Annotated in this window: 21 protein-coding genes; 14 read left to right on the forward strand and 7 right to left on the reverse strand. The window is 32.5% G+C overall.

What is annotated here, in order from left to right:
• Nucleotides 1-648 precede the first annotated feature (648 nt).
• Nucleotides 649-1,239, reverse strand: a complete 591-nt coding sequence (locus tag ACJJV4_RS13835) for a hypothetical protein (RefSeq protein WP_405295435.1) — start codon at nucleotides 1,237-1,239, stop codon at nucleotides 649-651.
• A gap of 627 nt (nucleotides 1,240-1,866) precedes the next feature.
• Between ACJJV4_RS13835 and ACJJV4_RS13840 the strand changes: the two genes are divergently transcribed.
• On the forward strand, nucleotides 1,867-2,310 hold the full coding sequence (locus ACJJV4_RS13840; protein ID WP_405295437.1) for a hypothetical protein: 444 nt from the start codon (nucleotides 1,867-1,869) through the stop codon (nucleotides 2,308-2,310).
• Here the strand turns inward: ACJJV4_RS13840 and ACJJV4_RS13845 are convergent.
• The 4 genes from ACJJV4_RS13845 to xerA all read right to left on the reverse strand — a co-directional run bounded on the left by ACJJV4_RS13845 (nucleotide 2,300) and on the right by xerA (nucleotide 5,028).
• The gene (locus tag ACJJV4_RS13845; protein WP_405295439.1) at nucleotides 2,300-2,452 is read right to left on the reverse strand and encodes a hypothetical protein; all 153 of its coding nucleotides are present in this window, start codon (nucleotides 2,450-2,452) and stop codon (nucleotides 2,300-2,302) included. The two genes, ACJJV4_RS13840 and ACJJV4_RS13845, sit on opposite strands and share 11 nt — an antisense overlap.
• A gap of 280 nt (nucleotides 2,453-2,732) precedes the next feature.
• Nucleotides 2,733-3,044 carry a hypothetical protein gene (locus ACJJV4_RS13850; protein ID WP_405295441.1) on the reverse strand — a complete coding sequence of 104 codons (312 nt, stop codon included), beginning with the start codon at nucleotides 3,042-3,044 and terminating at the stop codon, nucleotides 2,733-2,735.
• A 231-nt stretch (nucleotides 3,045-3,275) separates the two neighbouring features.
• Nucleotides 3,276-3,746, reverse strand: a complete 471-nt coding sequence (locus tag ACJJV4_RS13855) for a DUF4352 domain-containing protein (protein ID WP_405295443.1) — start codon at nucleotides 3,744-3,746, stop codon at nucleotides 3,276-3,278.
• A gap of 154 nt (nucleotides 3,747-3,900) precedes the next feature.
• On the reverse strand, nucleotides 3,901-5,028 hold the full coding sequence (gene xerA, locus ACJJV4_RS13860) for a site-specific tyrosine recombinase/integron integrase (protein WP_405295445.1): 1,128 nt from the start codon (nucleotides 5,026-5,028) through the stop codon (nucleotides 3,901-3,903).
• A gap of 91 nt (nucleotides 5,029-5,119) precedes the next feature.
• On the opposite strand from xerA, the gene ACJJV4_RS13865 reads away from it, so the two are divergent.
• Nucleotides 5,120-5,500 carry a hypothetical protein gene (locus ACJJV4_RS13865; protein ID WP_405295447.1) on the forward strand — a complete coding sequence of 127 codons (381 nt, stop codon included), beginning with the start codon at nucleotides 5,120-5,122 and terminating at the stop codon, nucleotides 5,498-5,500.
• Between the two features lie 122 nt (nucleotides 5,501-5,622).
• Here ACJJV4_RS13865 and ACJJV4_RS13870 read toward each other — a convergent pair whose 3' ends face one another.
• Nucleotides 5,623-6,267 (reverse strand): carbohydrate-binding family 9-like protein, encoded by a 645-nt coding sequence (locus tag ACJJV4_RS13870; RefSeq protein WP_405295449.1) that lies wholly within the window; start codon nucleotides 6,265-6,267, stop codon nucleotides 5,623-5,625.
• Nucleotides 6,268-6,563: 296 nt separating this feature from the next.
• Between ACJJV4_RS13870 and ACJJV4_RS13875 the strand changes: the two genes are divergently transcribed.
• The 12 genes from ACJJV4_RS13875 (at nucleotide 6,564) to ACJJV4_RS13930 (ending at nucleotide 25,085) form a co-directional block, all read left to right on the forward strand.
• Entirely contained in the window at nucleotides 6,564-7,616 is a 1,053-nt protein-coding gene (locus tag ACJJV4_RS13875) for a substrate-binding domain-containing protein (RefSeq protein WP_405295450.1), read from the forward strand.
• A 103-nt stretch (nucleotides 7,617-7,719) separates the two neighbouring features.
• Nucleotides 7,720-9,207, forward strand: a complete 1,488-nt coding sequence (locus tag ACJJV4_RS13880; protein ID WP_158850879.1) for a sodium:solute symporter family protein — start codon at nucleotides 7,720-7,722, stop codon at nucleotides 9,205-9,207.
• Nucleotides 9,208-9,233: 26 nt separating this feature from the next.
• Nucleotides 9,234-10,367, forward strand: a complete 1,134-nt coding sequence (locus tag ACJJV4_RS13885) for an N-acetylglucosamine-6-phosphate deacetylase (RefSeq protein WP_405295453.1) — start codon at nucleotides 9,234-9,236, stop codon at nucleotides 10,365-10,367.
• A gap of 49 nt (nucleotides 10,368-10,416) precedes the next feature.
• Nucleotides 10,417-11,730: a sugar MFS transporter gene (locus ACJJV4_RS13890; protein ID WP_405295455.1), complete on the forward strand. Its 1,314-nt coding sequence runs from the start codon at nucleotides 10,417-10,419 to the stop codon at nucleotides 11,728-11,730.
• Nucleotides 11,731-11,746: 16 nt separating this feature from the next.
• Nucleotides 11,747-13,675, forward strand: a complete 1,929-nt coding sequence (gene nagB / locus ACJJV4_RS13895) for a glucosamine-6-phosphate deaminase (RefSeq protein WP_405295457.1) — start codon at nucleotides 11,747-11,749, stop codon at nucleotides 13,673-13,675.
• Between the two features lie 138 nt (nucleotides 13,676-13,813).
• The gene (locus ACJJV4_RS13900) at nucleotides 13,814-15,415 is read left to right on the forward strand and encodes an aryl-sulfate sulfotransferase (RefSeq protein ID WP_405295459.1); all 1,602 of its coding nucleotides are present in this window, start codon (nucleotides 13,814-13,816) and stop codon (nucleotides 15,413-15,415) included.
• A gap of 444 nt (nucleotides 15,416-15,859) precedes the next feature.
• Nucleotides 15,860-18,952 carry a SusC/RagA family TonB-linked outer membrane protein gene (locus tag ACJJV4_RS13905; RefSeq protein WP_405295460.1) on the forward strand — a complete coding sequence of 1,031 codons (3,093 nt, stop codon included), beginning with the start codon at nucleotides 15,860-15,862 and terminating at the stop codon, nucleotides 18,950-18,952.
• Nucleotides 18,953-18,964: 12 nt separating this feature from the next.
• Complete coding sequence (locus tag ACJJV4_RS13910) at nucleotides 18,965-20,335, forward strand: RagB/SusD family nutrient uptake outer membrane protein (RefSeq protein ID WP_159020884.1); 1,371 nt, start codon at nucleotides 18,965-18,967, stop codon at nucleotides 20,333-20,335.
• Between the two features lie 44 nt (nucleotides 20,336-20,379).
• On the forward strand, nucleotides 20,380-21,825 hold the full coding sequence (locus tag ACJJV4_RS13915; protein ID WP_405295462.1) for a DNRLRE domain-containing protein: 1,446 nt from the start codon (nucleotides 20,380-20,382) through the stop codon (nucleotides 21,823-21,825).
• Between the two features lie 17 nt (nucleotides 21,826-21,842).
• Nucleotides 21,843-22,589 carry a glycoside hydrolase family 16 protein gene (locus tag ACJJV4_RS13920; RefSeq protein ID WP_405295464.1) on the forward strand — a complete coding sequence of 249 codons (747 nt, stop codon included), beginning with the start codon at nucleotides 21,843-21,845 and terminating at the stop codon, nucleotides 22,587-22,589.
• A 130-nt stretch (nucleotides 22,590-22,719) separates the two neighbouring features.
• Nucleotides 22,720-23,481 (forward strand): 6-phosphogluconolactonase, encoded by a 762-nt coding sequence (locus tag ACJJV4_RS13925; protein ID WP_405295466.1) that lies wholly within the window; start codon nucleotides 22,720-22,722, stop codon nucleotides 23,479-23,481.
• A gap of 44 nt (nucleotides 23,482-23,525) precedes the next feature.
• Entirely contained in the window at nucleotides 23,526-25,085 is a 1,560-nt protein-coding gene (locus ACJJV4_RS13930; protein ID WP_405295468.1) for a family 20 glycosylhydrolase, read from the forward strand.
• Between the two features lie 26 nt (nucleotides 25,086-25,111).
• Here the strand turns inward: ACJJV4_RS13930 and ACJJV4_RS13935 are convergent, their stop codons facing one another.
• The gene (locus tag ACJJV4_RS13935) at nucleotides 25,112-26,134 is read right to left on the reverse strand and encodes a LacI family DNA-binding transcriptional regulator (protein ID WP_405295470.1); all 1,023 of its coding nucleotides are present in this window, start codon (nucleotides 26,132-26,134) and stop codon (nucleotides 25,112-25,114) included.
• Nucleotides 26,135-26,154: the final 20 nt, after the last annotated feature.

Below are 26,154 nucleotides of genomic sequence, written 5' to 3' on the forward strand. Positions count from 1 at the left end.
TTAGTAAGGTAAACCCTAGTTATAAAATTATTTATTTCAATATGTTTTTATTCTAGGATAAAAACGTAATAGAAGAATATTGTTTAAAAATTAACTGCTTTTTTATAGGTTTTTAACACAGTTCTTGAATAGTGCGTAGTTTGTGTGCGAGGATTTTCCGAAGGAAAATCAGATGCATGCAAACACGCATTTACTCTTGGTTAGGTACTAAACTAAGCATTATTTTTATACAATGTTAGCATGCGTGTTTATTTTTGTCGGACTTATTTTACGAAATAGTTGCGTTTAATTTTTTAGAACCTCGAATTTTTTGAGCATGAGTAAAGTCAGTTGCTCGTAAACTTTGCGTAATGTTTGTTAAAAGTCAGATGTTTTAGGCAAGAGTAAAGTCAGCCGCACGCAACAGTTGCGCTTTGAATTGTCAGAAGTCGGTTGAGTGAGATTTTAAGGAATCTATTTTAAACTACTTTTGAGTGATCTTTATTTTTCCAGAGCTGAGTGAGACATGAATGCTAACGTGTTAGTATATGGTTTGTTGCGTGGTTAAGCACGTAATTTAGCAAATAAAAACCGAATAGAAAATCCGAGAGGATTTTCGTAAGTAGGCTAGAACTAGCAATAAATTATATACGGTGTTAGCAATAGTTTTTATTGAGGAATATGGTATTTGCTTTTCGTGTAATAATTACAATATTCCCATAGTTTTCTGTTAGCTTCAAACCATTTATTTATAAAATTTTCATTAGACCAAGTATGTTTTTTATTATATAAACCATTTTTAGTTTTTAATTTTTCATTCCAAGGGTGTTCTTTTTGAATTTTAATTATTTCTTCAAATAAATAAAATAATTCTGGTGAAACTTTATTCTTATTTAATATTATTTGTTCCTTCTCTTTCATCCATTCTTTTTGTTTAATTGTATCAACGGCTATTAATGCAAGCTTGAGTGAATCCATCTCTTTTGAAAATGAGTGTCTAAGAGTAACTCGATTAGATATTACGACAGTATCGATTATTTTTTTTGGTTGTATTTGAATAGAATAAGATTCTATATCAACAAAGTTTTGAAGAGCAACATAGTATTGATAATTTTCTTTAACAAGATTGTTTTTTAATTCATAATCATAGTTTTTAGAAGCAAAAAATTGTTGTAATAAAACAACAACAACTCCACTTATCAATCCAACAAGCAAGCTATTGAAAAATTCTGAAATCTTGACTTTTTTCTTTTTTTTCATAATTATTGCTAACGGTTACGTATAAGAATAGTGCGTAGTTTGAGTGCGAGGATTTTCCGAAGGAAAATCATAAGCAACCAAACAACGCATTTACTCTTGATTAGGCACTAAACTAAGCATTATTTTTATACAATGTTAGCATGCGTGTTTATTTTTGTCGGACTTATTTTACGAAATGGTTGCGTTTAATTTTTTAGAACCTCGAATTTTTTGAGCATGAGTAAAGTCAGTTGCACGTAAACTTTGAGTAATGTTTGTTAAAAGTCAGATGTTTTGCGCAAGAGTAAAGTCAGTCGTACGCAACAGATGCGTTTTGAATGGTCAGAAGTCGGTTGAGTGTGATTTTAAGGAATCTATTTTAAAATACTTTTGAGTGATTTTTATTTTTTCAGAGCTGAGTGAGACATGAATGCTAACGTTTATGTATATAATTCAGTAAGGAATTTAAAATAAACTGATTTTCAGGTGTCTAACTGTCTTTTTTAAATGCGCGATTTGCTGAAATTGATTACTTACCTCCTTATTGATTATATACTGTGTTACCCACAGTAATTTCTTTTACTTTCTACTTATTCAATTCCGATGTAAGTTAATTCTTTTATTTATATTGGTCAAAATTATTCTTTTATGTCAGAAATTTTATTTTGGATTAATCTCGGTGTCCAGGTTTTAGTCGGGGTTGTGTTAGTTTTCGTAATTCGTCACAAAAATTCTCAAATTGAAACTTTAAAAACCAACTTCTCAACTTTGGAATCCATGATGAAACTTTACAATGTTGACGATTTTAAGAAAAATGTTGAATTAAAATTGGAAAATCAACAATTACAGCATCAGAGAGAAATAGAAAAAGCATTTAAACATTCTGAAGAAACTATAAAACAATCAATTTTGAGAATTTCGTCTCCTTGGTTAATAAAATACGATGAGTTATTAAATTACCAAGTACACTTTTTATCTAGGATGGAAGAGAATGAGCTTAAAAAAGCTTTGAAACTATTGCCAACGAATGAAAAATTTATTCTTAAATTACTAAAGGATATTGAAAATGGTAATCTAAAACCTAAGAACTAATCCCGTAAACTTTTTTCTCAAAGTAGTATTTTTTAATTTCCTCATGTTGCTCCATTGTTGTAATTCCTGCATAAACCCACTTTAAGTGTTGTTCATCAAAATCGTCTTTTAAATAATCTTCATATTTTATAAATTTTCTCAATTTATTCCTTATCCATTTTTTTAGCATTTTTTATTTATTTAGTGCGTTATATTCCACACAGTTATTAATTCACGCCCCGCTTATCAGTCATACGTAACAGTTGCGTTGTGCTTTGGTCAGTCGTATGTTATTCAGTAACTTAGTTGAAAATTTATATTATGACTTACGAAGAAGCATTAAAAGTACAAAAGACTTTTCCAAATCCTTATCTCCACATTAAAACGCTTTGTGTTGCTCTGATAGTTCCTAATTTATTAGAGGATAGAAATAAGTATTTAAATTACTTAAGCACTAACTCTCCGTCTGAGGAATCTGTGAAAAAATTCAGTACTGATGGACATTTTAGTGTAGAAGCTTTTGATGCCTCTAACCACTCTTTGTAAGGCTTGGTTAATATATTCTTATTTATAATATCAACTTTAGTTACTTTTTGTTTTCCCATATCAAATTCAATACTATCTACTATAATATTTATAGATTTTAGTTTAAATAGAAGAGTGTTGATTTCTTTTTTCAATTCGTTTTCAAGATTCTCGAAGTACTCTTGTGAGTGGGACGTTGAGTCAGGTAATTCAGATTCCGAGTGTGCCATTGTTCTTTTTTGTTTTTTAACAACTCTTTATACTATTTTTTGTTATTGTGGGTAACGTTGTTGTGTATGGTTAGTTGCGTGGTTAAGCAACTAAGTTAATAAACATTTACGAACCCGTGAAAATTCCGCAGGAATTTTCGCAAGTAGGCTAGAACCAAGCAATTAATTATACACGGTGTTGGCAATAGTATTTATTTAAATACACGATTAAACTTAATGCTGTATTGAATATTAAAAACTGACTACATTAACGCCATTAAATCTAATGTGTTTTATTTCAACATTTTTTGGAATCAAAGGTTTAAAATTTATTCTTGCTAATCTTTTTTTGTTGGGCTTTAATTTGAACTCATAATCCTCACATTTTTTTTTGTTTAATCCATTACCAACACATAAATAAGTTTCATAGATATTGGAATTTTTATCTACAATTTGAAATTTATTAAAATCAACAATTTTTTTACTATTTGAGATATTCTTTATTTTTATCATAAGTTCAATGTACTGATAACCCTTTTTTGCTTTTTCATATATTGTTCCTCCTGAACCAGTCATAGAAACATCAATACCCCTTTGTTTTTTCAAACTAAAAATTTGTAATTCATAGTCTTCAGAGATTTTATGTTTTATTCGATAATCAACTTTAACTTGAGAAAATAATATAAAAGGGAATAGAAGTAGAATTAAGAACAATCGTTTCATAAATGTCGTTTTTTAGATATTAAAAGTTAAATTAATAAGAAATTTTCATTAAGATATATTACACTTTTTCAATTTTCTATCAATTTCGTTCTTCACATATTATTGCCAACAATTGTATATAGTTAGTACTAACTATATATATCTTATATGCGCACTAAGATAGTAAATCTTTGATTTCCGTAAAGGAACTTGTAGCAACATGTGTGTAAATTTCTGTCGTTTTGGTAGAGTTGTGGCCTAAAAGCAGCTGTATATAACGAATATCAGTGCCGCTTTCTAGTAAATGCGTCGCAAAACTATGCCTTAACATGTGGGGAGTAACTTTTTGGTAAACACCAGCTTTTTTAGCCGATTTAGTAACAATTTGCAATACACTAGAGCTACTGTATTTATTTCCAGGAATGGGACTTTCGAACAAATAAGTCTTTGGTCTGTAAACTTTAAAATATGTTCTCAAATCTAGTAAAACGCTTTTATTTAAAACAGTGTAGCGGTCTTTATTGCCTTTAGCTTGTTCAACCCTAATAACCATTCTTTTACTATCAACATCTCTTATTTTTAAATTTAAGAGTTCATTTCTTCGCAAACCAGAAGAGTACAATAAACTTATTATACATTTATGTTTTATGTTGTTTGTAAGGTTAATTATCGAAATTATTTCTTCTTTAGATAGTACTTTGGGTAATTTAATTTCCTTTCTTGGCCTTTCAATAGAGTAGAATCTATTAGGCATGCCTAAAACCATTTCGTAATAAAATTTAATAGCATTAATAGACATGTTAATGTATGAGTTAGATCGATTTTCTTTAATAAGTTTTTGCAAATAAACCCTAATATCATTTTCATTAATACTAAATAATTCTCTGTCTTCGTAGTAGTTAATAAACGTTTCAAAGCTATGTACATAATTTTTTACGGTACTATCAGAATACTTTTTTAATTCCAATTTTTCAAGAAATTCTTCAGGGCACGTTCTAAAGTCCTTTTTAACAGCACGGTCTCTAAACCATGAAACATCCGTGATTTTATTATCGCTATTTAGTTTTCTCTCTTTAAAAAAGTAGTTACAATTAACCCAGGCAACACCTTTAAATTTTTCAAAAATCAAACTTATATTCGGTTTGTTATTCAGGATATAAACCATATTGAACTCATTACTCCACTTGGGGTTTGGTAATTCTTTAATTAAAGCTTGTATTACTTTATCTTGATTAAATTGTAAACCAATACACTGTTTTTCTTTAATAAAAAGATGTTTTAATGTAATATGTTTATTGAGCATAGAAATAATTTGAACACAAGATATTTATATGAAATGAAATAGTAGTATCTTACACGAATAGTATTCGTATAATGTACGGTTAAGTTGTTTTATGATGGTAAATAAAAAAGAGTGTTTAGCTTGTGGAAAAGAATTGATTGGACGTTCAGATAAAAGATTCTGCGATCTGCACTGTAAAAGTTCATACCATTATCGTAAAGCTTTAGACGAAACACCAAAATTCTACACCAAAGTAGACAATCAATTAAAACTCAACAGAAAAATTCTAAAGAACTTCAATAAATCTGGCAAGGCAACGGTAAGGGCTTTAACCGTATTAGAATTGGGATTTAACCCTAATTTTTTCACACATTATTGGAAAAATGCAAAAGGCGATGTGTACCTTTTTGTATATGAATTTGGCTTTTTAAAGAAAAAAGAAAATCAAGTTGAAAAGTATATTTTGATAAAATGGCAAGATTATATGGAATAAAAATCTAAAGTATTACGACGAAAATAAGGGTAAATAAGAGTGCTCGTTTTAATCTATAAGCTTTTTAGTAAAAGAAGCTATCACATTAACCTGAAATTTATATTCAATATTCGAGTTTAAGATTATTTAAACTTAATGTCTCCAAAATACCGATTTAAATGAAAATCTGGCTTTTCAGATTTTATTGGGTTCCAACTTATATAGTGAGGTGTAGAAAGTTCGTCGCCACATTTGTAAAAGTTTGCTTTGGCTGTTACGTTTTCTAAAGATTGCAAACTGTTAAAAGAAAATACATCCAAAGGAATTTTTATAAAAATTTTCCATTTAAAGACTGTCAAACCATTATGCAGTATTCGTTTTATTTTAGTGTTTACTTTTATTAAATCTATATTTTTGGAATCTAATAACTGTCTGTTATGCCTATCAGGTCCAAAGCCTAGAAGACAAGTTCCTAAACTATTAAATTCAAAATTATAATAGTTAGCATCTTGTTCAAAAGCAATAAAAAACTCTACGCAGCTATCCTTATAAACAGGACTGTTGTGATTTTGGTATTTCGCAACCATTTCGGGTTCCAAGACATTATACTGTAAGTAAATATTTTTATTGTCGTGCGCCATATAAAAACCAACATTGCGATGCTTATTAGGTTGTTCCCAAGCATATTGATCGATGTTATGGTAATCAGTCAATTTTAAAGCCTTTTTTAAGCTTTTTTTCTGTTTGGAAGATTTAGAAATATTGGGAACGGTTAATGTTTTTTTCACGAACTTTTTCTTCTTTTTAAAATGATAAGCAACAAAACTAATTAAATTTAAAGGCTAATTGTAAAAAAATATTTTAAAAATTGAGCTTCGTTACCGTAAATATAATTTATATTCAAGGCTTAGAAGTACAATATTTTAAAAAATTAGTAATATTGATGGTTAATTTCTTATTGAAAGTGATTTTTAAATCGCGTTTAGGCTGCAAGAAATGTAAGTTTTGATAGGTATCGATTAATTTTTGATGAGTAAAAAGAAGAAATTATTTTTCGAATAAAAAGATAGTATAAAAGTTTAGTATGGATAAGGAGGAACGCATTGTAGGAATAAAAGATGTGGCGAAAGCCGCTAATGTAGCCTTAGCAACAGTAGATCGTGTAATACATAATCGAGCAGGAGTAAGTCAAAAAACAAAAGATAAGGTTTTAAAGGTTATAGAGAAAATGGGGTATCAGCCCAACGTTATGGCCAGTAATCTATCAAAACGAAAAAAAATTGTTTTAGGCGTTCTGTTACCTAATATTTCCGAAGGTTCTGGGTATTGGGAGTTTCCTATGAAGGGAGTTATAAAAGCACAAAAAGAATTAGCGCAATATCGCATCAAAATTAAAACTTTTACCTTTAAACAAGATAATAATGAGGAAATTAGAAAACGAATTCTTGAAGTCATTAATAGCGATATTCAAGGCTTAGTTTTAACATCTAAGTTTGCCGACGAGATAGAAATTTTGTTAGAAGACTGTAAACAAAAGAAGCGTCCGTATGTCTTTATAGATTCTAACGTAAGGAAAATAGATTCGTTATGCAGTATCCAACAACCATTATTTGAAAGTGGCGAACTAGCGGCTCAATTATTCAGTTATTGCTTTAATATAGGTGAAATTTTAATTCTGCATTTAAAAGAAACTATGGATACAGAAGATATTATAGGTTTGAAAGAGAAGGGAATGAATGCTTATCTAAGCGATAAAAATAATAATATAGTAACCAAATCTTTAGTTTTAACCAATTTTACCGAAAATGGTTTTGAAACTGCTCTAAGCCAAACGCTGGAAAATAACCCACGAATAAAAGGTGTTTTTGTACCTAACTCAAAAGTTGCATATATCGCAAAATATTTTGACAATAGGGAAGGTGATAAAATTTACCTAATCGGATATGATTTTTTTAATGATGATATTCAATATCTGGAAAAGGATATTATAGACTTTTTAATCTGTCAACGCCCTGAAGAACAAGGCTATCAAGCTGTTGTTAAATTGTTTGAACATTTAGTGCTTAAAAAGGATGTGGAAAAAGAAATTATCATGCCTTTAGACATCATAACAAAGAAAAATTATAAATATTATTAATTGCTTTTTTAAAAATTAAATTAGGTTAGTATATTTTTTTTTATATTTTTGAGGTACGTTACCGTAATTTAAAAAACTAAATATTAATTAAATAGAAACAAACATGACGCTACAACTATTAGATTGGATTGTAATTATTATATTTTTTTTAATTATGGTAGTTATTGGTGTTTGGGCCCATTATAAAAATAAAGACTCAGATGATTATTTTACGGCAGGAGGGAATTTACCTTGGTGGTTATCGGGTATTTCACATCATGTATCAGGTTATAGTGGAGCCGTATTTGTTGCCTATGCTGGCTTAGCCTATACAAACGGTTTTTCTATTTATGTTTGGTGGGCGCTAACTGTTGGTATTTCAATTTTAGTTACCGTTAATGTTTTTCCGGTACGCTGGGTGCGATTGCGAAAAAAAATAGGGATTCAATCACCTTTAGAATATCTCTCTATTCGGTACGGCGTTAAAACACAGCAGGTTATTGCTTGGAGTGGCGTTATTTTAAAGCTTTTTGATGTTGCTGCTAAATGGGCTGCTATAGCCATTTTACTGAAAGTTTTTACTGGTATTCCTATACTTTATGGTGTGCTTTTTTCTGGAGGTATTTCTATTGTTTATATTACAATAGGTGGTTTATGGGCAGTAACCGTAAGCGATTTTATACAATTCATTGTTCAAATTGGTGCTGGTATTGCCATGTTTTTTGCGGCTACAGCTAAATTGGGTGGTTTAGATTCTGTTTTTACTATTTGGGATCAATTACCAGCTAAAAATAGTGAGCCTTTCGGAGAGCCTTATACGGTCGGTTTTGCCTTAGCTTTCTTGTTTATCAATATGCTAAGCTACAATGGTGGCACATGGAATTTAGCAACCAAATATATTTCCTCACCCAATGAGCAAAACACAAAAAGGGCAGCTATACTTTCGGGTGTTTTATATTTAATCTGGCCTTTAATATTGTTTTTCCCAATGTGGGCAGCACCTATTTTATTGCCAGACTTGCAAGACCCTACAGAATCTTACGGACTTCTAACAATCACGCTTTTGCCGAAAGGAATGATAGGTTTGGTGTTAGCATCAATGTTTGCAACTACAATGTCCATGACTTCTAGTGATGCCAATACTATTTCGGCAGTTATAACTAGAGATATATTGCCACTTCACTTTAAGAAGTTTAATGTAGCGAACTCAGTAAACCCGTTAATAGTAGCCCGAAAAGTAACGTTTATTTTTATATTCTTTACCATACTTATAGCGACCCAATACGAATCTTTTGGAGGTATTTTGGGGCTTATTGTAGCGTGGTTTGCTGCTTTAGTAGGGCCTATTGCGGTACCTATGCTATTAGGGATGCTTCCGTTATTCAAAAAAAGTGGATCGACAGCGGCACTAGTTTCTATTTTTGGAGGTTTAATAAGTTTTGCTTCCATTAAAATTTTCTCTTTTACGCTGCCTTTTGCCCTAGAAATTAGTTTGCCTTTAATGGTATCTGTTTTTTTATACGTTGTTTTTGGTTTCATAAATCGAAAAACAATAGTGGCCCCAGAGGTTTTAGAATTGCTAGAGGCTATTGACAAAAAATCTGATAATTAAATTTAGTAATATTGAAATAATACAGAATGAAAGAAATAATTAATTGTGTTGACTGTATTTCGAACGATTTAATTCAAATTGTAATAGATGATGGTTTGTTGGTTTCTAGAAAAGAGTCCGAAATTAAAGAACATGAAACCGTTTTTATTGGTCCTGGTTTGTTAGATATTCAAATTAATGGCTTTTCTGGAGTCGATTTTAATACGTTCCCCATCGTTGAGAACGACTTCTTAAAGGTTGTTAATAATTTATCAAAAGAAGGCGTATTGTCTTTTTTTCCAACAGTCATTACAAATTCAGATACCAATATTATAAATCTTCTAAAAAATATAAATGAACTGTGTTTACAAAACCCTTTAATCGATGCTTACGTTAGTGGTATTCATTTAGAAGGGCCTTTTATTTCTCCAATAAAAGAAGCTTCGGGTGCGCATTCTAAAGACTATATAAAAGCACCAGATTGGGAATTGTTTCAAGCGTTTCAAGAGGCTTCAGGGAATCGAATTAAAATAATTACAATAAGTCCAGAATGGGATAATTCTACAGATTTTATTAGCAAGTGTACTGCCAATGATATTATAGTTTCTATTGGGCATACTGTGGCAAGTAACGAGCAAATAAACGCTGCTGTTAATGCTGGAGCTAGCATGTCTACACACTTAGGGAATGGTGCTCCATTGTCGCTTCATAGAAATTCAAATATTATTTTAGATCAATTAGCGAATAATAGTTTAACACCGAGTATTATTGCCGATGGGTTTCATTTGCCTGATAATTTTTTAAACATAGTATTAAATGTTAAAAAATCGAACGTTATTTTAGTTAGCGATTCTACCATGTTTGCCGGTATGGATGCAGGTGTTTATCACGCTCATATTGGTGGAAAAGTAAAATTAGAAAAAGGAGGAAGACTTTCTACTTATAAGAATGAAAATGTATTGGCCGGTTCTGCCGTTTCTTTGCTAAACTGCGTTAATAAACTTTTTTCAAGTAATATGCTAAGCTTAGCTAATGCTTGGGCAATGGCTTCTAGAAAGCCTATGTCTATAGTTAATTTGTCTGCTAATCCTGATGATTTTGTTTTGTTCAAAATAAAAAATAATGCCATTAAGATTATAAGGGTCGTTAAATCTGGAAAGCAAATTTTTGTGAAGGCTTAAAGTTTAAGATTGAAAAAAATATAAGTAAGTAAATATTATAAAACCAAATATGAAAGAACCCAAAAACAACAATTTAACCGCCATCATAATTATAGCGAGTCTATTTTTTATATTCGGTTTTGTAACCTGGATCAATGGAGCATTAATCCCTTTTATGAAAACCATTAATGAACTTACTGATGCACAATCTTACTTAGTCGCTTCGGCATCTTATATTTCATTTGTAGTGATGGCGCTACCAGCCTCTTGGATTTTAAATAAAATTGGCTATAAAAAAGGTATGTCTTTAGGCCTGATAATCATGGCTATTGGCGCCTTAGTTTTTATACCAGCAGCAGAGGCAAGAACATATTGGGTGTTTTTAGCAGGTATTTTTATTCAAGGTATCGGGATGACGCTTTTACAAACCGCGGCAAATCCATACATTACCATATTAGGACCAATAGATAGTGGTGCCAAGCGTATCGCTATTATGGGTATTGCGAATAAAGTGGCAGGAGCTTTAGGTTCATTAATATTTGGAGCACTATTGCTATCAGGTATCGATGAGGTAAAAGAAAAGTTAGGTACTGCTTCTTTAGAAGAAAAGGGCGTGCTTTTAGATACAATGGCCGATAGTGTGTTTATGCCTTATTTAGTAATGGCCATTGTTTTGTTTGTTCTGGGGATTTTAATTAGAAAAGCGCCTTTGCCTCATGTGGAAGCCGCCGAAGAAGAAGAAACCAAACCGGGTACCACAGCGAAAACTAGTATTTTTCAGTTTCCTCATTTATGGTTGGGAGTTTTAACGCTCTTTGTTTATGTAGGTGCTGAGGTAATAGCAGGTGATACCATTATAGCTTACGGCATCTCATTAGGTTTTCCGGCAGCCGATGCTAAATTTTTCACGACGTTAACACTCTTCGCTATGGTGTGTACTTATATAGTTGGGGTTATTTTAATACCTAAATATTTAAAACAAGGTACGGCTCTAAAAATAAGCGCCACTTTAGGTATTATTTTTAGTATGTGTATCCTTTCTACAACGGGCTTTACGTCTGTTTTATTCGTTGCTGCCTTAGGGGTTTCCAACGCGTTAGTTTGGCCAGCTGTATGGCCACTAACCTTAGCGGGTTTAGGGAAGTTTACTAAAACGGGTTCGGCGTTATTAATTATGGCTATTTCTGGAGGTGCTATTATTCCTCCACTATATGGCAGAATGGTAGATGCTAATAAACAAGAACTTATTACAAACGGACTAAATGAAGTAGATGCTTTGGCAACCGCCTCAACAAATAGTTATTGGATATTAATTCCCTGCTATGTATTAATTCTATTTTTTGCATTATGGGGACACAAATACAAAAGTTGGTCAAAACAATAAAATAAAAAAAATAAGCATGTTAAAGAGTAACACAGACAAAGCAACAGGCTTTGAAAAAAGGTTTGAGAACATAGGAACCATTGTTTTTGAAAACTCAACTATGGCATCAAAGGCTGTAGCTAAAGAAATTGCAGATTTAATAAAAGTTAAACAATCTCAAAAGCAACCTTGTATTTTAGGATTAGCAACAGGAAGTTCTCCTAAAGGACTTTATGCAGAGCTAGTGCGCTTGCATAAAGAAGAGGGTTTGAGCTTTAAAAATGTAGTATCATTTAATTTAGATGAATACTACCCAATGGAGCCAGATTCTATTAATAGTTACGTGCGCTTCATGAAAGAGCAGTTGTTTAATCATGTTGATATTTTACCAGAAAATTACAATATCCCCGACGGATTATTATCCAAAGAAGCTATTGCAGGTTATTGTGATGCTTACGAGGCAAAAATAGAAGCTTTAGGCGGTATTGATTTGCAAATTTTAGGTATTGGTGGCAATGGGCATATTGGGTTTAATGAATCGGGATCGCTTCAAAACTCAAAAACGCGTTTGGTAGCTCTAGATCATATTACTAGAGTGGCAGCGAGTGGCGATTTTTCAGGCTTAAACAATACACCTCGAACAGCTATCACTTTAGGTGTGAAAAAAATTATGGAAGCCAAAAGAGTGATTTTAATGGCTTGGGGCGAAGGCAAATCTAATATTATAAAAGCCTCCGTAGAAGATACGGTTACCAATTTGGTACCTGCTTCATATTTGCAAGAGCACAACAATGCAACCTTTGTATTGGATAATGCGGCAGCATCAAAATTAACACGTGTTAATAGCCCGTGGTTAGTTGAAAAAATTGTTTGGACCGATAAACTAATTCGCAAAGCCGTTTTAAATTTAGCCTTAGATTTAAAGAAACCTATTTTAATGCTTACTGATGCCGATTATATAGAAAACGGTATGAGTGATTTATTGGCAGATTCCGGTCCCGCTTACGACATTAATATTAGCATATTTAATAAACTTCAAAATACTATAACAGGTTGGCCAGGTGGTAAACCTAATGCAGACGATAGTAAACGTCCAGAACGTGCCGAACCTGCAAAAAAACGCGTGCTTATTTTTAGTCCACATCCCGACGATGATATTATTAGTATGGGCGGTACATTTAAACGTTTGCAAGAACAAGGGCACGAAGTGCATATAGGATACCAAACCTCAGGAAATATTGCTGTAGCCGATGATGAGGCTCTGCGTTTTGCAAGTTTTGTATGTGATTATAACGATAAGTTTGGAATAGAAAATACAGAAGCGAGCGCCATTTATAAAAAAGCGGCTAAGTTTTTAAAGAATAAAAAATCTAGTGAAATAGATACTGCCGAAGTACGTTACATAAAAGGATTGATACGTAAAGGAGAAGCTCGTGCTACATGCCATTTTGTTGGTATTCCAGATGAACAGATACATTTTATGGAATTGCCATTTTATGAAACTGGTGCCATAAAAAAGAACCCAATTGGTATCGCAGATGTTAAAATAACTTCAGATTTAATCGAAAAAATAAAACCACACCAAATATATGCTGCTGGTGATTTAGCCGATCCACATGGCACTCATAAAGTTTGTTTAGATGCTATTTTTGAAGCTGTAAAGCAACTTAAATCTAAAACGTTTATGAAAGATTGCTGGGTATGGCTATACCGAGGCGCATGGCAAGAGTGGGGTATTGATGAAATTGAAATGGCAGTACCAATGGGGCCAGACCAAGTACTTGAAAAACGTAAAGGTATTTTTAAACACCAATCTCAAAAAGATGGGGTGGTATTTCAGGGGAATGATAGTCGAGAGTTTTGGCAACGAGCTGAGGATAGAAACCGAGAAACGGCCGATATATATCACCAATTAGGGTTATCGCATTACGCTGCTATGGAGGCCTTTGTGCGATGGGAGTATTAAACTAGATAGGTGATTTTAAAGGGGTGCCATAGATGAATTAATCAGTTTTGCAAACGTTTGCAATTTCACCTTTTATTCTTTACTTTTAAATTTTTATATCGTGCTTTTTTGTGTAAATCAACTATTTATAATAATATTTTGATAAAAAAAATAACATACATTCTTCTTTTAATCGTTTCTCTCGTTAGGGCGCAAGCACCAACAGTTGGGTTGCTTTTTTCAGACAACAATGTTTCCGAAGGTTATACGCTATTTACACCAGAAGTAAACCATAGTGTGTATTTAATTAATAACTGTGGTGAAAAGGTAAATGAATGGACTTTTACTGAGTTTCCTGGAGCAACCTGTTATCTTTTAGAAAATGGCACCTTGCTCAGGGCAGGAAGAAATATGTTAGAAATTAGAGACTGGGATAATACAGTGCTATGGAATTATGAAATGAATGCCAATGGGTTAAATCAACATCATGATATTGAACCACTTCCAAATGGAAATATTTTATGCATCGTTAGAGATAGTTATTCTAATACAGAGATTATTGCTCAAGGTAAAGATCCTCTTAAAGTTGATCAAGTTATTGACTTAGATAAAATAGTTGAATTAAAACCTATTGGAACTAACCAAGCTGAAATTGTTTGGGAATGGAAATTTATAGACCATATCATTCAAGATTATGATAGTTCAAAAGCGAATTTTGGTGTTATTGAAAATCATCCCGAGCGTATTGATATAAACTATGTAGATTCTAATATTGAAAGTTTGGATAGAGGTTATACGCATGTAAATGGGATTGATTATAATGCCAATCTTGATCAAATTATTATCTCTGCACGAAATTTAAATGAAATTTATATTATTGATCACAGTACCACAACTGCTGAGGCTGCGGGACATGCTGGAGGTTATTCAAATCTTGGAGGCAATTTGTTGTGGAGGTGGGGTAACTCTAGAGTTTACAAACAAGGAGGCGTTGAAGATCAAAAACTATTTTCGCAACATGATGTAAAATGGGTAGAACCAGGGTATTTGGATGAAGGTAAAATATCTGTTTTTAGCAATGGCAGTGATCAAACTAGAGCTTATAGCACAGTGCATTTGTTAGATACTGAGATGTCTGGTACTACCTACACTAAAGAGAATAATATATTTAAACCATTAGATTTTAACTGGTCATGGAGTGGTGATATATTAGAAAACCCCATGTACGAAACAATAAAATCTGGAGCACATAGCCTTCCAAATGGGAACTTTATAATCTGTCAAAGTTCTTTAGGGCAGGTGTCTGAAATTACAAAAGCTGGTGAGCACGTATGGACTTATAAAAATCCATCTGGGAATAGTATATTTAATCAATTTGATAATATTTCTCAAAATTTCAACCCCATATTTAGAGCCGAAAAATATTCTAGTAATTATATAGGGCTTTCGGGCAAAGACTTAACACCAAAGGGGATTATTGAAAATGAAAATTCTCTTTCTAGCGCTTGTGCAACTTTAAGCGTAGCTCAAATTGAAATTGACAATATTAGGGTAATCAATCCGGTTACTGGTCATGTTCTAAAATTCAACCAGAAAATAGAACTCGATGCATTAAGAATAATGGATATAAATGGGAGAGTTGTATTCTTATCTAAAAATTTCTCGAATGATCATGCGTTAATAAATACCCAATCAGGTTTTTATTTTATTGAATTTGAAAAAGAAAAAATTATCAAACGAATAAAAATTATAGTCAACTGATTTTTTTTAATTATTAGAAACTATATCACTGTTGACCTCATTTTGCAAAAGTCATTCATGTTTTTAGTCTAATGCGATTCAATATATAATATGGTTACAAGTAGTAAATAAGGGAGGTAAATTAATGAAAATCAATACTCTGAAGCTCCTAAAAAAACTACCAAGCCTTTCAATATATCAATTTTATAGATTTCTTAAATTCTTCATTAAAAAAATTCAATTATTCAATTTATAGTATCAATAAATTCATATTTCACAATCGTTTGCATTATTTAATACTTTAATTATATCGAAAAAGCGATATTTATGAATTATTGGCACAGTTTATTGATTTTATCGTGTTAAATGTTAAGATTATTGTTAAAATATTTTATGCAAACGTTTGCATTGAGTCTAATTTTAGCTATATTTGAAAAACTAATTCTCAATAACAAATTTTAATTCATGAAAAAACTAACGAAAAAACCTTTTCTCGGTCTATGGAAATGGAAGAGTAAAACAATTTTGGCGTTGCTTGCTATTTGTTTCTCTACAGCTCATATGTATTCTCAGAATATGACTGTTTCCGGTAAGATTACCGATGAAATAACAGGAGAGTCTTTGTTTGGAGTAAATATTATTCTAAAAGGCTCAATTAGAGGCGTATCATCAGATATGAGTGGTGTTTATAGTATAGGAGATGTTTCTCCTAACGATGTTTTACTGTTCACATATTTAGGATATGTTGATATGGAACTTAAAATTGGTAGCGAAAAAGAAATTAACGTCGCTTTATCTCCCGCCGTTGATGAACTTGATGAGTTGGTAATAGTTGGTTATGGCGTTAAAAAGAAAAGAAATTTAACGGGTTCTATAGTTTCTATAAGTAGTGACGATATTAGCGAATCTAATTTACAAGATCCTATATCTGCAATACAAGGTAGAGCTGCTGGAGTTCAAGTTGTTTCTAATTCAGGTGCTCCAGGAGGAGGGATGTCTATAAAGGTGAGAGGGAATTCGTCTTTAAACTCTGGAAATACACCGCTTTATGTTGTTGATGGTGTTCCAATAGAATCCAATTCCTTATCAACCTTAAATGGTACAGAAAATTTTGGTTTAAATCCGTTAGCGGATATTAATCCAAATGATATTCAATCTATTGAGATATTGAAAGATGCAGCGTCTACAGCTATTTATGGTTCCCGAGCTGCAAACGGTGTAGTTTTAATAACCACGAAACGTGGAAAATCGGGTAAAGCACAAGTAGATGTTAATATTTCGACTGGTATTAGTAGTTTAACGCGTAAATTAAGTGTTTTAAACGCGAGCCAATATAGGGATGCGGTTATTGATTCTTATAGAAATATGGATAACCCAACACAACCTAATGCTATTGTTATCGATTCTCTAAACCCTAGAAATAGTGGAGATGTAGATTGGCAAGATGAAGTGCTTAGAATTGCACCTCAGCATAAAATAGATTTTGCCGTACGTGGTGGAACAGATGATGTTAAGTATTCGTGGAGTTCTTCTTTTTTAGATCAGGATGGAATTATTTTAAATTCAAATTACCAAAGAGTTACGTCTCGTTTAAATGTTGATTTTAAAGTTTCGGACAAATTTACTTTTGGTCAAAGTATATCTTACACAAATGGCGTTAATAAACGAATTAATGCTGCGGGTGCTAATAACCTAAGTATTATTAGAGAATTATTAGTGCGTCCTCCAACTTTTGCAATATACCTACCAGATGGTTCATATAATGGGTATCAATTTGGAAGAAGAAATCCAGTTGGTTTAGCAGAGCTTGCCACAAACCTTAATAAAAGTAATCGTATTATAGGAAATCAATATGTTGAATATAATATTGTAGAAGGACTAAAGCTGCGTAGTAACATTAATTTAGATTATGTTTCTATGAAAGAAGATAAATTTCTTCCCTCTACACTAGATTATCGAGCAGGTTACAACAGCGGTGAGGTTCGTGCTATAAATAATTTAACTTGGGGTAATGAAACCTTTTTAACATTGGATAAACAGTTTGGAGAAAATCATAATTTTGGAGCTCTAGCCGGTATGAGTTTTCAAAATTGGCAATATGAAAGAACGGGATTAGATGGTATGTTCTTTTCTAGCGATAATATAACAACCTTAAATGGAGCAGGAACTATTTCTAATCAAGATGTAAACATTACAACAGAACATTCATTACTATCTTATTTTGGAAGATTGTCTTATGATTATAAAGGGAAATATTTGTTTGAAGCAAACCTTCGTGCAGATGGCTCTTCAAGGTTTGGTGAAGATAAAAGATTTGGGTATTTTCCATCGGCTTCTTTAGCGTGGCGTTTTTCAGACGAGAATTTCTTTAAGAATATAGAAGTTGTAAATGATGCCAAAATACGTTTAAGTGTTGGGCAAACAGGTAATGAGTCTATTGGTAACTATACCGCACAAGGAGAGTTTGCTGTTGGTGCTAATTATTTAGATTTTTCTGGAGCTGCGCCATCAGTAATGCCAAACTCTGGTTTATCATGGGAAACAACAACACAATATAATGCTGGTTTAGATTTGTCTTTCTTAAAAAATAGAATAACATTCAATGCAGATGTATATTTAAAAGTTACCGAAGATTTACTTTATAATGTTCCAATACCAAGAACAACAGGGTTTTCTTATGTAACGCAAAACATTGGGAGTATTGAAAATAAAGGGATAGAATTATCGCTTAACTCACGTAATTTAGTTGGTGAATTTAAATGGGATACTGGATTTAATATCAGTTCTAACCGCAACCAAATTACAGAGCTACCTGAAGATTTATTAACAAATGGTTTTATTCAAAACGGTAGCTACCATATTTTACAAGAAGGCAGTCCAATAGGAACGTTTTATGGTTGGAAATTTAATGGCGTTTACTCACGAGATGAAGACAACGTTAATCAAGTTACCAACGGTGCTTTAGGTGCTGTGTTTGAAGGTGGAGATCCTATTTGGGAAGATGTTGATGGTAATAATATTATTGATAATAATGACAGACAAGTTATTGGAGATGCTACTCCAGATTTCTTTGGAGGGATTACAAATAACTTCTCTTATAAAGGCATTAGTTTAGGTGTGTTTTTTCAGTTTTCTTACGGAAACGATATATATAGTGAGATAAATCATCAACGAAATTCTATTGTAAGGTATAACAACTTATCTACAGACGCATTAAATAGATGGAGAGAACAAGGTGATGTTACAGATTTTCCAAAGCCTGTTCAAGACGATCCTTTACAATCGGATAGTAGAATTCAAAGCCGTTGGGTTGAAGATGGATCTTATATAAAACTTAAAAATATAAATTTAAAGTATAATTTTCCTGATGCTGTAGTGTCTAATCTAGGCCTAAGAAAGGTGGAAGTTTACGCTTCTGCACTTAATGTTATTACTTGGACAAAATATACAGGTTTCGATCCTGATGTTAATTCTTATAGTGGTTTAAGAGAAGGTGTAGACGAGGGGTCTTACCCGCAAAGTCGTACCATCATGTTAGGTTTAAATATTGGATTTTAAAATAAAAATATTATGAAATACATAAAAAATATTATAGGAATAGGGCTTCTTGCTTGTCTTGCGGTATCCTGTTCAGAACAAGTTTTAGAAAAGGATCCAGTAAGTAGTTTTTCTGGTCAAGGATTTTATCAAACATCTAGTGATGCTCAGGCCGGTGTTTATGGTATTTATGATGCATTACAATCTACATTCCGAGTTAACTTTTCTTATTGGGGAGAGGGGCGTGCCGATGCAGTAAATACAAATCATTCTGGCAATCCATTAGCGTTACAACAAAACACACTTAGTCAAGATATTTCATCTGCTAGTTGGAATAATATTTATGAAACTATTAGTCGTGCAAATTACGCTATTAAATATATACCAGGTGTCTTTGCTGGTGAAAGTGAATTTAGCTTACAGCTTATTGCTCAAGCTAGAGCCTTAAGAGCAATCTCTTATTTCTATGCTGTTAGAGTATGGGGAGATGTTCCATTAATTACCGAACCTTACGAAAGTGTTGATCAACAATTTTTTATTTCAAAAACAGATCAAGAATTAGTGCTTGATCAAATTGTTGAAGATTTTATTTTCGCAAGTGAAAACTGTAGAGATAATTTTGGTGGAGATAATACTAGAATTCTATTAACTAAAGGTGCAGCTCACGCATTCCTTACACAAGTGTACATGTGGAGAAATGAATATGCAAATGCTGTTGAATCTGCTGAAAAAGTAATAGACAATAGTTTGTACTCATTAGTGCCTATAAACGATTGGTCTAGAATATTTACATCAGGATACTCTAATGAAAGTATTTTTGAAGTAGGTTATAATGATGTGCAAACCAATTCTTTACGTGTTTTATATGCTATTGGTGCTGATAGTGATTATTTTCCAAGTGAATCTTTTAGAGATACGTTTGAAGATGACGATTTAAGAAAAGATCTTATTTGGGATACTACAGAAGAGAATCCACGAAAAATATGGAAATTCTTTGGAGAAGGTTTTAGCGACGAAAGTGCAGACCCATCGGCTAATAATATTGTTCTCGTGAGGTTAGCAGACATTATGCTTTTAAAAGCAGAAGCTCATAATAAATTAAATGAAACCACTGAGGCTCTAGATTTATTAAATACTATAAGAAAAAGAGCAGGCATTACAGAATTAACGCTAGCCGATGCAAACGGCTTGTATGGTGATTTAGAATCTGCAATATTGCATGAAAGATTAATTGAATTATCTTTTGAAGGACATCGTTGGTTCGATTTAGTTCGTACCGGAAAAGCTATAAGCACCATGAATCCAATTAACGGATTAAGTGACGAGGCAAATCTTGTTTGGCCTATTCATGAAGATGCGATAAATAGAAATCCTAGCTTAGAACAGAATGATTTTTATAAATAATCTGAAGAAACATTATTGTTCAATAAAATTTAAACTCAAAAAAAATGAAAAATAATAAACCAATTTTATATGTTACTATGGCAGTTTTATTTGCTGGCGTAACAAGTTTGTTTCACAGTTGTGAAATTCAAGAGAATTTTTCATATCAGAATTCAAACTCTAATGCTTCGTTAGGTGTGAATGCTTGGGAATATATACAAGCAACAGACTCTTTAAGCCTCTTTGAAGAAGCTATAAAACTTACAAACACAGAAAGTTTGTACGAGTCTAGTGCTAACAAAACATTTATAGCACCTTCAAACCAGGCATTTGAAGAGTATCTTGAGGATAACGCATATACAGATTTGTCTGAAGTGCCAGTGCCAATTTTGCGTAATACTATAAAATATCATGTGGTAAATGCTACGGTATCTTTTGATGATCCAAATATTTCAGAAAGCAATAATCCGTTGCCATACATGAGTGAAAATGGTCAAACCATTTTTTTATCACGAACTAGTGGTTATATGGGGTTAGTAAATGAAGGCACCAATAAACAATGGAGCATTTTTACTTCCAATTTAAAAGCAACCAACGGTGTTATTCATATTTTACCATCTATAGTTTATTTTTCAGCACGTTCTACAAGTGTAGAGGGGCCTGACGATATAGTAAGAGATACTATATTTCCAATAGCAGATACTTATGTTAATGGTGGAAGTAATTCTGGACGTAATTATGGTGCTGATGTACGTATGAGATTAAAAAATGTGACTGGTAGTGGAGGTTATGACAGAAAGGTTTTTCTAATGTATAACCTAGAAGATTTTACAAAAGAAGGAGTTATAGTCGATTTAAAACTTGAATTAGCAGTAAGTTTTACAGCAGCAAAAGGAATCGATGTAGATGTTTATAATGTAGAAGACACCTCATGGACGGAAATGGGATTAACTTTTGATAATGCTAACTTTCCTACCACCGAACCTATATCTACAATAACATCATCAAAAGTAGATAAATTTGAATTTGATATCATTGATTATTATAACGGTTTAGATCAAAATGGGCTTATTTCGCTTATGGTAGATCAAGAAGCTGGTAAAGATGAAACCGATGAGTTCCATTCTAAAGAAAATACTGGCGGATTCTTTGCGCCTATGTTAATTGCACGATATGCTTCTGGAGGTACAACTTTAATAATCGAAAAAAACACAGGGTTTATTGTGAATAGTGGAGAAGCTTACGCTTTAAATAATGATGTTTTAGAAGTTTCTGGATCTATACCGGCCGATGTTAGTTTTACAATTCAACAAGCACCACTAAACGGTTGGTTAATTAGAGGTGCAAGTGTTTTACAAGTTGGAGAAACTTTTACACAAGAAGATATTGATGCCATGAATGTGGTTTACATTAATAACGGTACTGGAACTGAAGATACTATTATAGTTGATGGAAAAGATAAAGCTGGAGCAACTTTAGATACTTTCAATATAAATATAACAGTGCAATAGTGCTAGTAGTCTAACACATGAAAATTAATAGCCCTATGCACTATATAGTAATAATATTATTGGCCATTAGCTCTTGCAGTTCACCCAAGGATGAAAACATTCAACCCATTGAACCCATAACGCGAATCATTAATTTTTCGGGTTATGAATGGATAGTAAGGACTTCCGATGATGCTAAACAAGGCCCAGGTCCTAATTTGTTTTCAGATTCAGAAGATAATGTTTGGGTAGATGATGAAGGCCGATTACACTTAAAAATTATACAAAAAGGTGGTTATTGGTACTGTTCAGGAGTCACACTACGTCTATCTCAAGGTTACAAAAAGTATGTTTTTTATGTAGCGAGTAGAGTAGACCAATTGGATGAAAATGTGGTGGGCGGACTTTTTACGTATAAAAACGATAATGAAGAGATCGATATAGAGTTTTCTAAATGGTCTCAGTCTGAAAATCAGGACTCTCAATTTGCAATTCAACCTTCAGATAATGTCGGTAATAAAACGCGTTACGATTTAAATTTGGAAAGCGACTTATCAACTCATTTTTTTAATTGGCAAGCGGGTAGTATAGAATTTGCCAGCTACTATGGGCATACTTTGCAACCTAATACAGAAGATGTAATTAGTACATGGGTATATACAGGAAGTGATATTCCTCCTGAAAATGATGAAAAATTAAAAATAAATCTTTGGTTGTTTAGAGGGAATGCACCCACAAATAACGAGCCAGCAGAAATGATTATAGATCGTGTAGAAATACTGTAAGTTTTATAATTGTTTTAAATAAGTTGGTAAAACATAAAATTCTGGTGAGGTTAAACTTTACTAGCCAGAATTTTTTTAACCTTAAATGAAGCCCCTACGCTTTGTTTTGATAATATTTTTTTTAAAGAAAATGCTAGATTTTAACCAGAATATAAATGTTCTTTCTAATAAGACAACAACAGGTATTGCTGCAGGAAAAGCAGTTGAAGCGTGTATCGTTAAATTACAAAAAACAAAAGAAAAGATACGGATAGTATTTGCAGCAGCACCATCTCAAGATTCTATGCTTGAGTACTTAACACAATCGAAATTGATTGCATGGAATAAGATAGTCGCGTTTCATATGGATGAATATATAGGGCTAGAACCTAGTTCACCACAATTATTTTCTTCTTATTTAGAAAAAAATATTTTTTCAAAAGTGCCTTTACATAAAAACACAATTAATGTGAATAATAATGTTTCAGAAGAGATAAAAAGGTACACCAATTTGTTAGAAGAAGGACCTATTGATATTGTTTGTTTAGGTATAGGAGAGAATGGGCATTTGGCCTTTAACGATCCGCATGTAGCCGATTTTAATGATCCAGAAATAGTAAAAGTCGTAGAGTTAGATGATGCATGTCGCATACAGCAAGTTAATGATGGTTGTTTCGAGTCTTTCGAAAAGGTGCCTCAAAATGCAATAACATTAACCATACCTACGCTATTAAAAGGTAAACATTTGTTTTGTGTGGTTTTAGGAACTAATAAAAGTGATGCTGTAAAAAATGCACTTACAGAGCCTGTTAACACCGCTTGTCCTGCTTCTATACTTACTACGCATGCCGATTGTAGTTATTATTTTGATAAAAAAGCGTACAAAGGGGTAGAGTCGTTACAAAATGCATAATTAAAAATTAACTTTAAGCTCTAAGATAAATTGTAGATAAGGATATGATGAATTATAAAAATATATTAAAATATTTGTTACTAGTAAGTGTTATGCTCACTACTTCGTTTAATATTAATGCACAAACAGTAGCTTCTACCGAAGATTTTAAAGTCAAAGGTTTTCATTTGGACCTTCGTATACAAGTAATGACGCCTGAGGCGCTTAAAACGCTTGCGGACGAGCTTTCCGAGATGGGTATTAATACCTTGGTTATGGAGTGGGAAGGTACTTATCCTTATGATAAACATGCTGTGATATCTAATAAATACTCATACACACCACAAGAGGTAAAAGATTTTATTGCACACTGTGATAGTTTAGGAATTAAAGTGATTCCCTTGCAACAAAGTTTGGGGCACGTAGAGTACATTTTAAGAAACTCGAGGTATAACAACTTAAAAGAAGATAGAAAAGACATTTCGCAATTATGCCCTATGGAAGCTATGGAAAGTAAAGCGCTTTTTAAGGATTTGTTTTCCGATTTGGTAAAAACTCATAATTCAGATTATATTCATATTGGTGGCGATGAAACTTATTTGTTGGGTCACTGCGAAAAATGTCAATTAAAGGTAAAGGAAGAAGGGAAATCGAAATTATTTGTAGATTACATGAAGATGATAACCGAACTCGTTATTGACTTAGGTAAAAAGCCAGTGATGTGGGCTGATATTATTTTGAAACACCCCGAAGCAGCAGCCGATTTACCAAAAGAAACTATTTTTATAGATTGGAATTATGGATGGCGAATAAACCATTTTGGAGATATACCCAAACTTCAAGAGTTGGGCTTTACGTTTTGGGGTGCTCCCGCTATTAGGTCGCATCCAGATAATTGGTATGTTACAGATTGGGCAACGCATTTTAAAAACCAAAAAGAATTTATTCCTTATGCAAGAGAAGCAGGATACGAAGGCATGGTTTTAACTTCTTGGTCTACTTCAGGCGTTTATGGATTTACTTGGGATGTTAATTATGATGTGGTAGATATGGTTCAAATTAGAAATACATATCCATTATCTGGTTTTAGAATTTTAATGGCAAGTTATGCCGAAGCTATAAACCTGAAAACACCTATAAAACCTGAAGATTTTGTAATAGAATATGCTAAAGACAGGTTTGGTTTTAACAAGAAAGACGGATTAAAATTTTGGAATTTTTTATTAGCTGAACCGGAACTTGTAAGCTACGGAAAGCCAGCTAAAAGTGAAAGCGTGGCAGCAGTTAAAGCTAAATACAATGTGCTTAGAGACGAATTGGTAAAATTAAAACCGAAACGCCATGAAGCAGAATTTAATCAGTTCAAATTAATGGCCGATTTAAGAGTGCATTATTTAGATTTTAAAGCGGTAGATATTAAATATAATGCACCGGACTTTACGAGGTCGCAAGCGCCAATATTACTTAAAGAATTAGATGTTATTTTAGAAGATGCTAAGCAGTTAGACAAAAGATTTATAGCGCTTAATAAAGGATTTCTTTATGATGCAGAACTAGAAGAACAGAATAAATTACGAGTACAAGCTGTTCATACACTTTATGATCGATTGGCTAAATTAAAATAACAAAACAACTATATGGTCTGAAATTATTACCTTGTACTAGACTCACGAACTATCAGTTCTGTTTTTAAAGTAATAGTTTCAGATACTATAGATTCATCCTTTTCTTCAATTTGGCGAATTAATAATTTGGTGGCTGCTTCTCCCATTTGAAAAGCACGGTCATTAATAGTTGTTAAATGAGGTTCTATAATTTTAGAAATAGGATAATTACTAAAACCAACAATAGCAACATCTTCGGGAATATTTATTTTGGCTTTTCTAAATACTTGAATTACACTTACTGCTGTATAATCGTTAGCACAAAATATACCGTCTGGTTTTAATGGGCTTTTTAAGTATGTTTCAGCACACGCTACACCTTCGTCATAACTAAGGTTATTGGTGAATAATATTAATGATTCCTCTATAGGTAATTTGTAATGTTTCAGAGCTGCTTTATATCCTTCCAAACGTGCTTTAAATATGTTAGTGGTTTGTCTACCAGAAATATGACCAATTCGGTTGCAACCATTTTTAATAAGATGTTCAGTCGCTAAATAGGCCGATTCAAAATCGTTTATAATTATTTTATTGGCATCAAAATCAGTCGGTACACGATCATAAAAAACTAGTGGAATACCGAGTTTATTGATTTTTTTAAAATGATCACAGTTTTTAGTTTCTATACCTAAGCATACAATAACCCCATCAACCATTTTATTTTGAAGAATTTTTATAATTTCCTTTTCTCTTTTAAGCGAGTCCTTAGATTGAAATATGGTAACATTATAGCCGTTGTTGTATGCAAACTCTTCAATGCCGCTTATAACTAGTGAGTGGAAATGGATATCAATTCGAGGGACAATAACACCTATAGTTTGCGTTTTTTTCTTTCTAAAACTTGAAGCAATAGAGTTAGGTATAAAGCCTAATTCTTCAGCCCGTTTTTGGACCTTCTTTTTTGTAGAATCACTAATGGCAGGATTGTTAGCTAAAGCTCTAGATATGGTAGAAGGCGATAGGTTTAATTCTTTAGCTAAATCTTTTAATGTTATTCTAGTGTTCTTCATATTAAATACAACAAACGTTT

Origin of the sequence: Algibacter sp. Ld11 (assembly GCF_045066735.1) — a bacterium.
Taxonomy (GTDB): Bacteria; Bacteroidota; Bacteroidia; order Flavobacteriales; family Flavobacteriaceae; genus Algibacter.

Coding starts and splice junctions, on each gene's coding strand:
- ACJJV4_RS13835 (WP_405295435.1), bottom strand. CDS start 1,239: ATGAAAAAAAAGAAAAAAGTCAAGATTTCAGAATTTTTCAATAGCTTG.
- ACJJV4_RS13840 (WP_405295437.1), top strand. CDS start 1,867: ATGTCAGAAATTTTATTTTGGATTAATCTCGGTGTCCAGGTTTTAGTC.
- ACJJV4_RS13850 (WP_405295441.1), bottom strand. CDS start 3,044: ATGGCACACTCGGAATCTGAATTACCTGACTCAACGTCCCACTCACAA.
- ACJJV4_RS13855 (WP_405295443.1), bottom strand. CDS start 3,746: ATGAAACGATTGTTCTTAATTCTACTTCTATTCCCTTTTATATTATTT.
- xerA (WP_405295445.1), bottom strand. CDS start 5,028: ATGCTCAATAAACATATTACATTAAAACATCTTTTTATTAAAGAAAAA.
- ACJJV4_RS13865 (WP_405295447.1), top strand. CDS start 5,120: ATGATGGTAAATAAAAAAGAGTGTTTAGCTTGTGGAAAAGAATTGATT.
- ACJJV4_RS13875 (WP_405295450.1), top strand. CDS start 6,564: ATGGATAAGGAGGAACGCATTGTAGGAATAAAAGATGTGGCGAAAGCC.
- ACJJV4_RS13880 (WP_158850879.1), top strand. CDS start 7,720: ATGACGCTACAACTATTAGATTGGATTGTAATTATTATATTTTTTTTA.
- ACJJV4_RS13885 (WP_405295453.1), top strand. CDS start 9,234: ATGAAAGAAATAATTAATTGTGTTGACTGTATTTCGAACGATTTAATT.
- ACJJV4_RS13890 (WP_405295455.1), top strand. CDS start 10,417: ATGAAAGAACCCAAAAACAACAATTTAACCGCCATCATAATTATAGCG.
- nagB (WP_405295457.1), top strand. CDS start 11,747: ATGTTAAAGAGTAACACAGACAAAGCAACAGGCTTTGAAAAAAGGTTT.
- ACJJV4_RS13905 (WP_405295460.1), top strand. CDS start 15,860: ATGAAAAAACTAACGAAAAAACCTTTTCTCGGTCTATGGAAATGGAAG.
- ACJJV4_RS13910 (WP_159020884.1), top strand. CDS start 18,965: ATGAAATACATAAAAAATATTATAGGAATAGGGCTTCTTGCTTGTCTT.
- ACJJV4_RS13915 (WP_405295462.1), top strand. CDS start 20,380: ATGAAAAATAATAAACCAATTTTATATGTTACTATGGCAGTTTTATTT.
- ACJJV4_RS13920 (WP_405295464.1), top strand. CDS start 21,843: ATGAAAATTAATAGCCCTATGCACTATATAGTAATAATATTATTGGCC.
- ACJJV4_RS13925 (WP_405295466.1), top strand. CDS start 22,720: ATGCTAGATTTTAACCAGAATATAAATGTTCTTTCTAATAAGACAACA.
- ACJJV4_RS13930 (WP_405295468.1), top strand. CDS start 23,526: ATGATGAATTATAAAAATATATTAAAATATTTGTTACTAGTAAGTGTT.
- ACJJV4_RS13935 (WP_405295470.1), bottom strand. CDS start 26,134: ATGAAGAACACTAGAATAACATTAAAAGATTTAGCTAAAGAATTAAAC.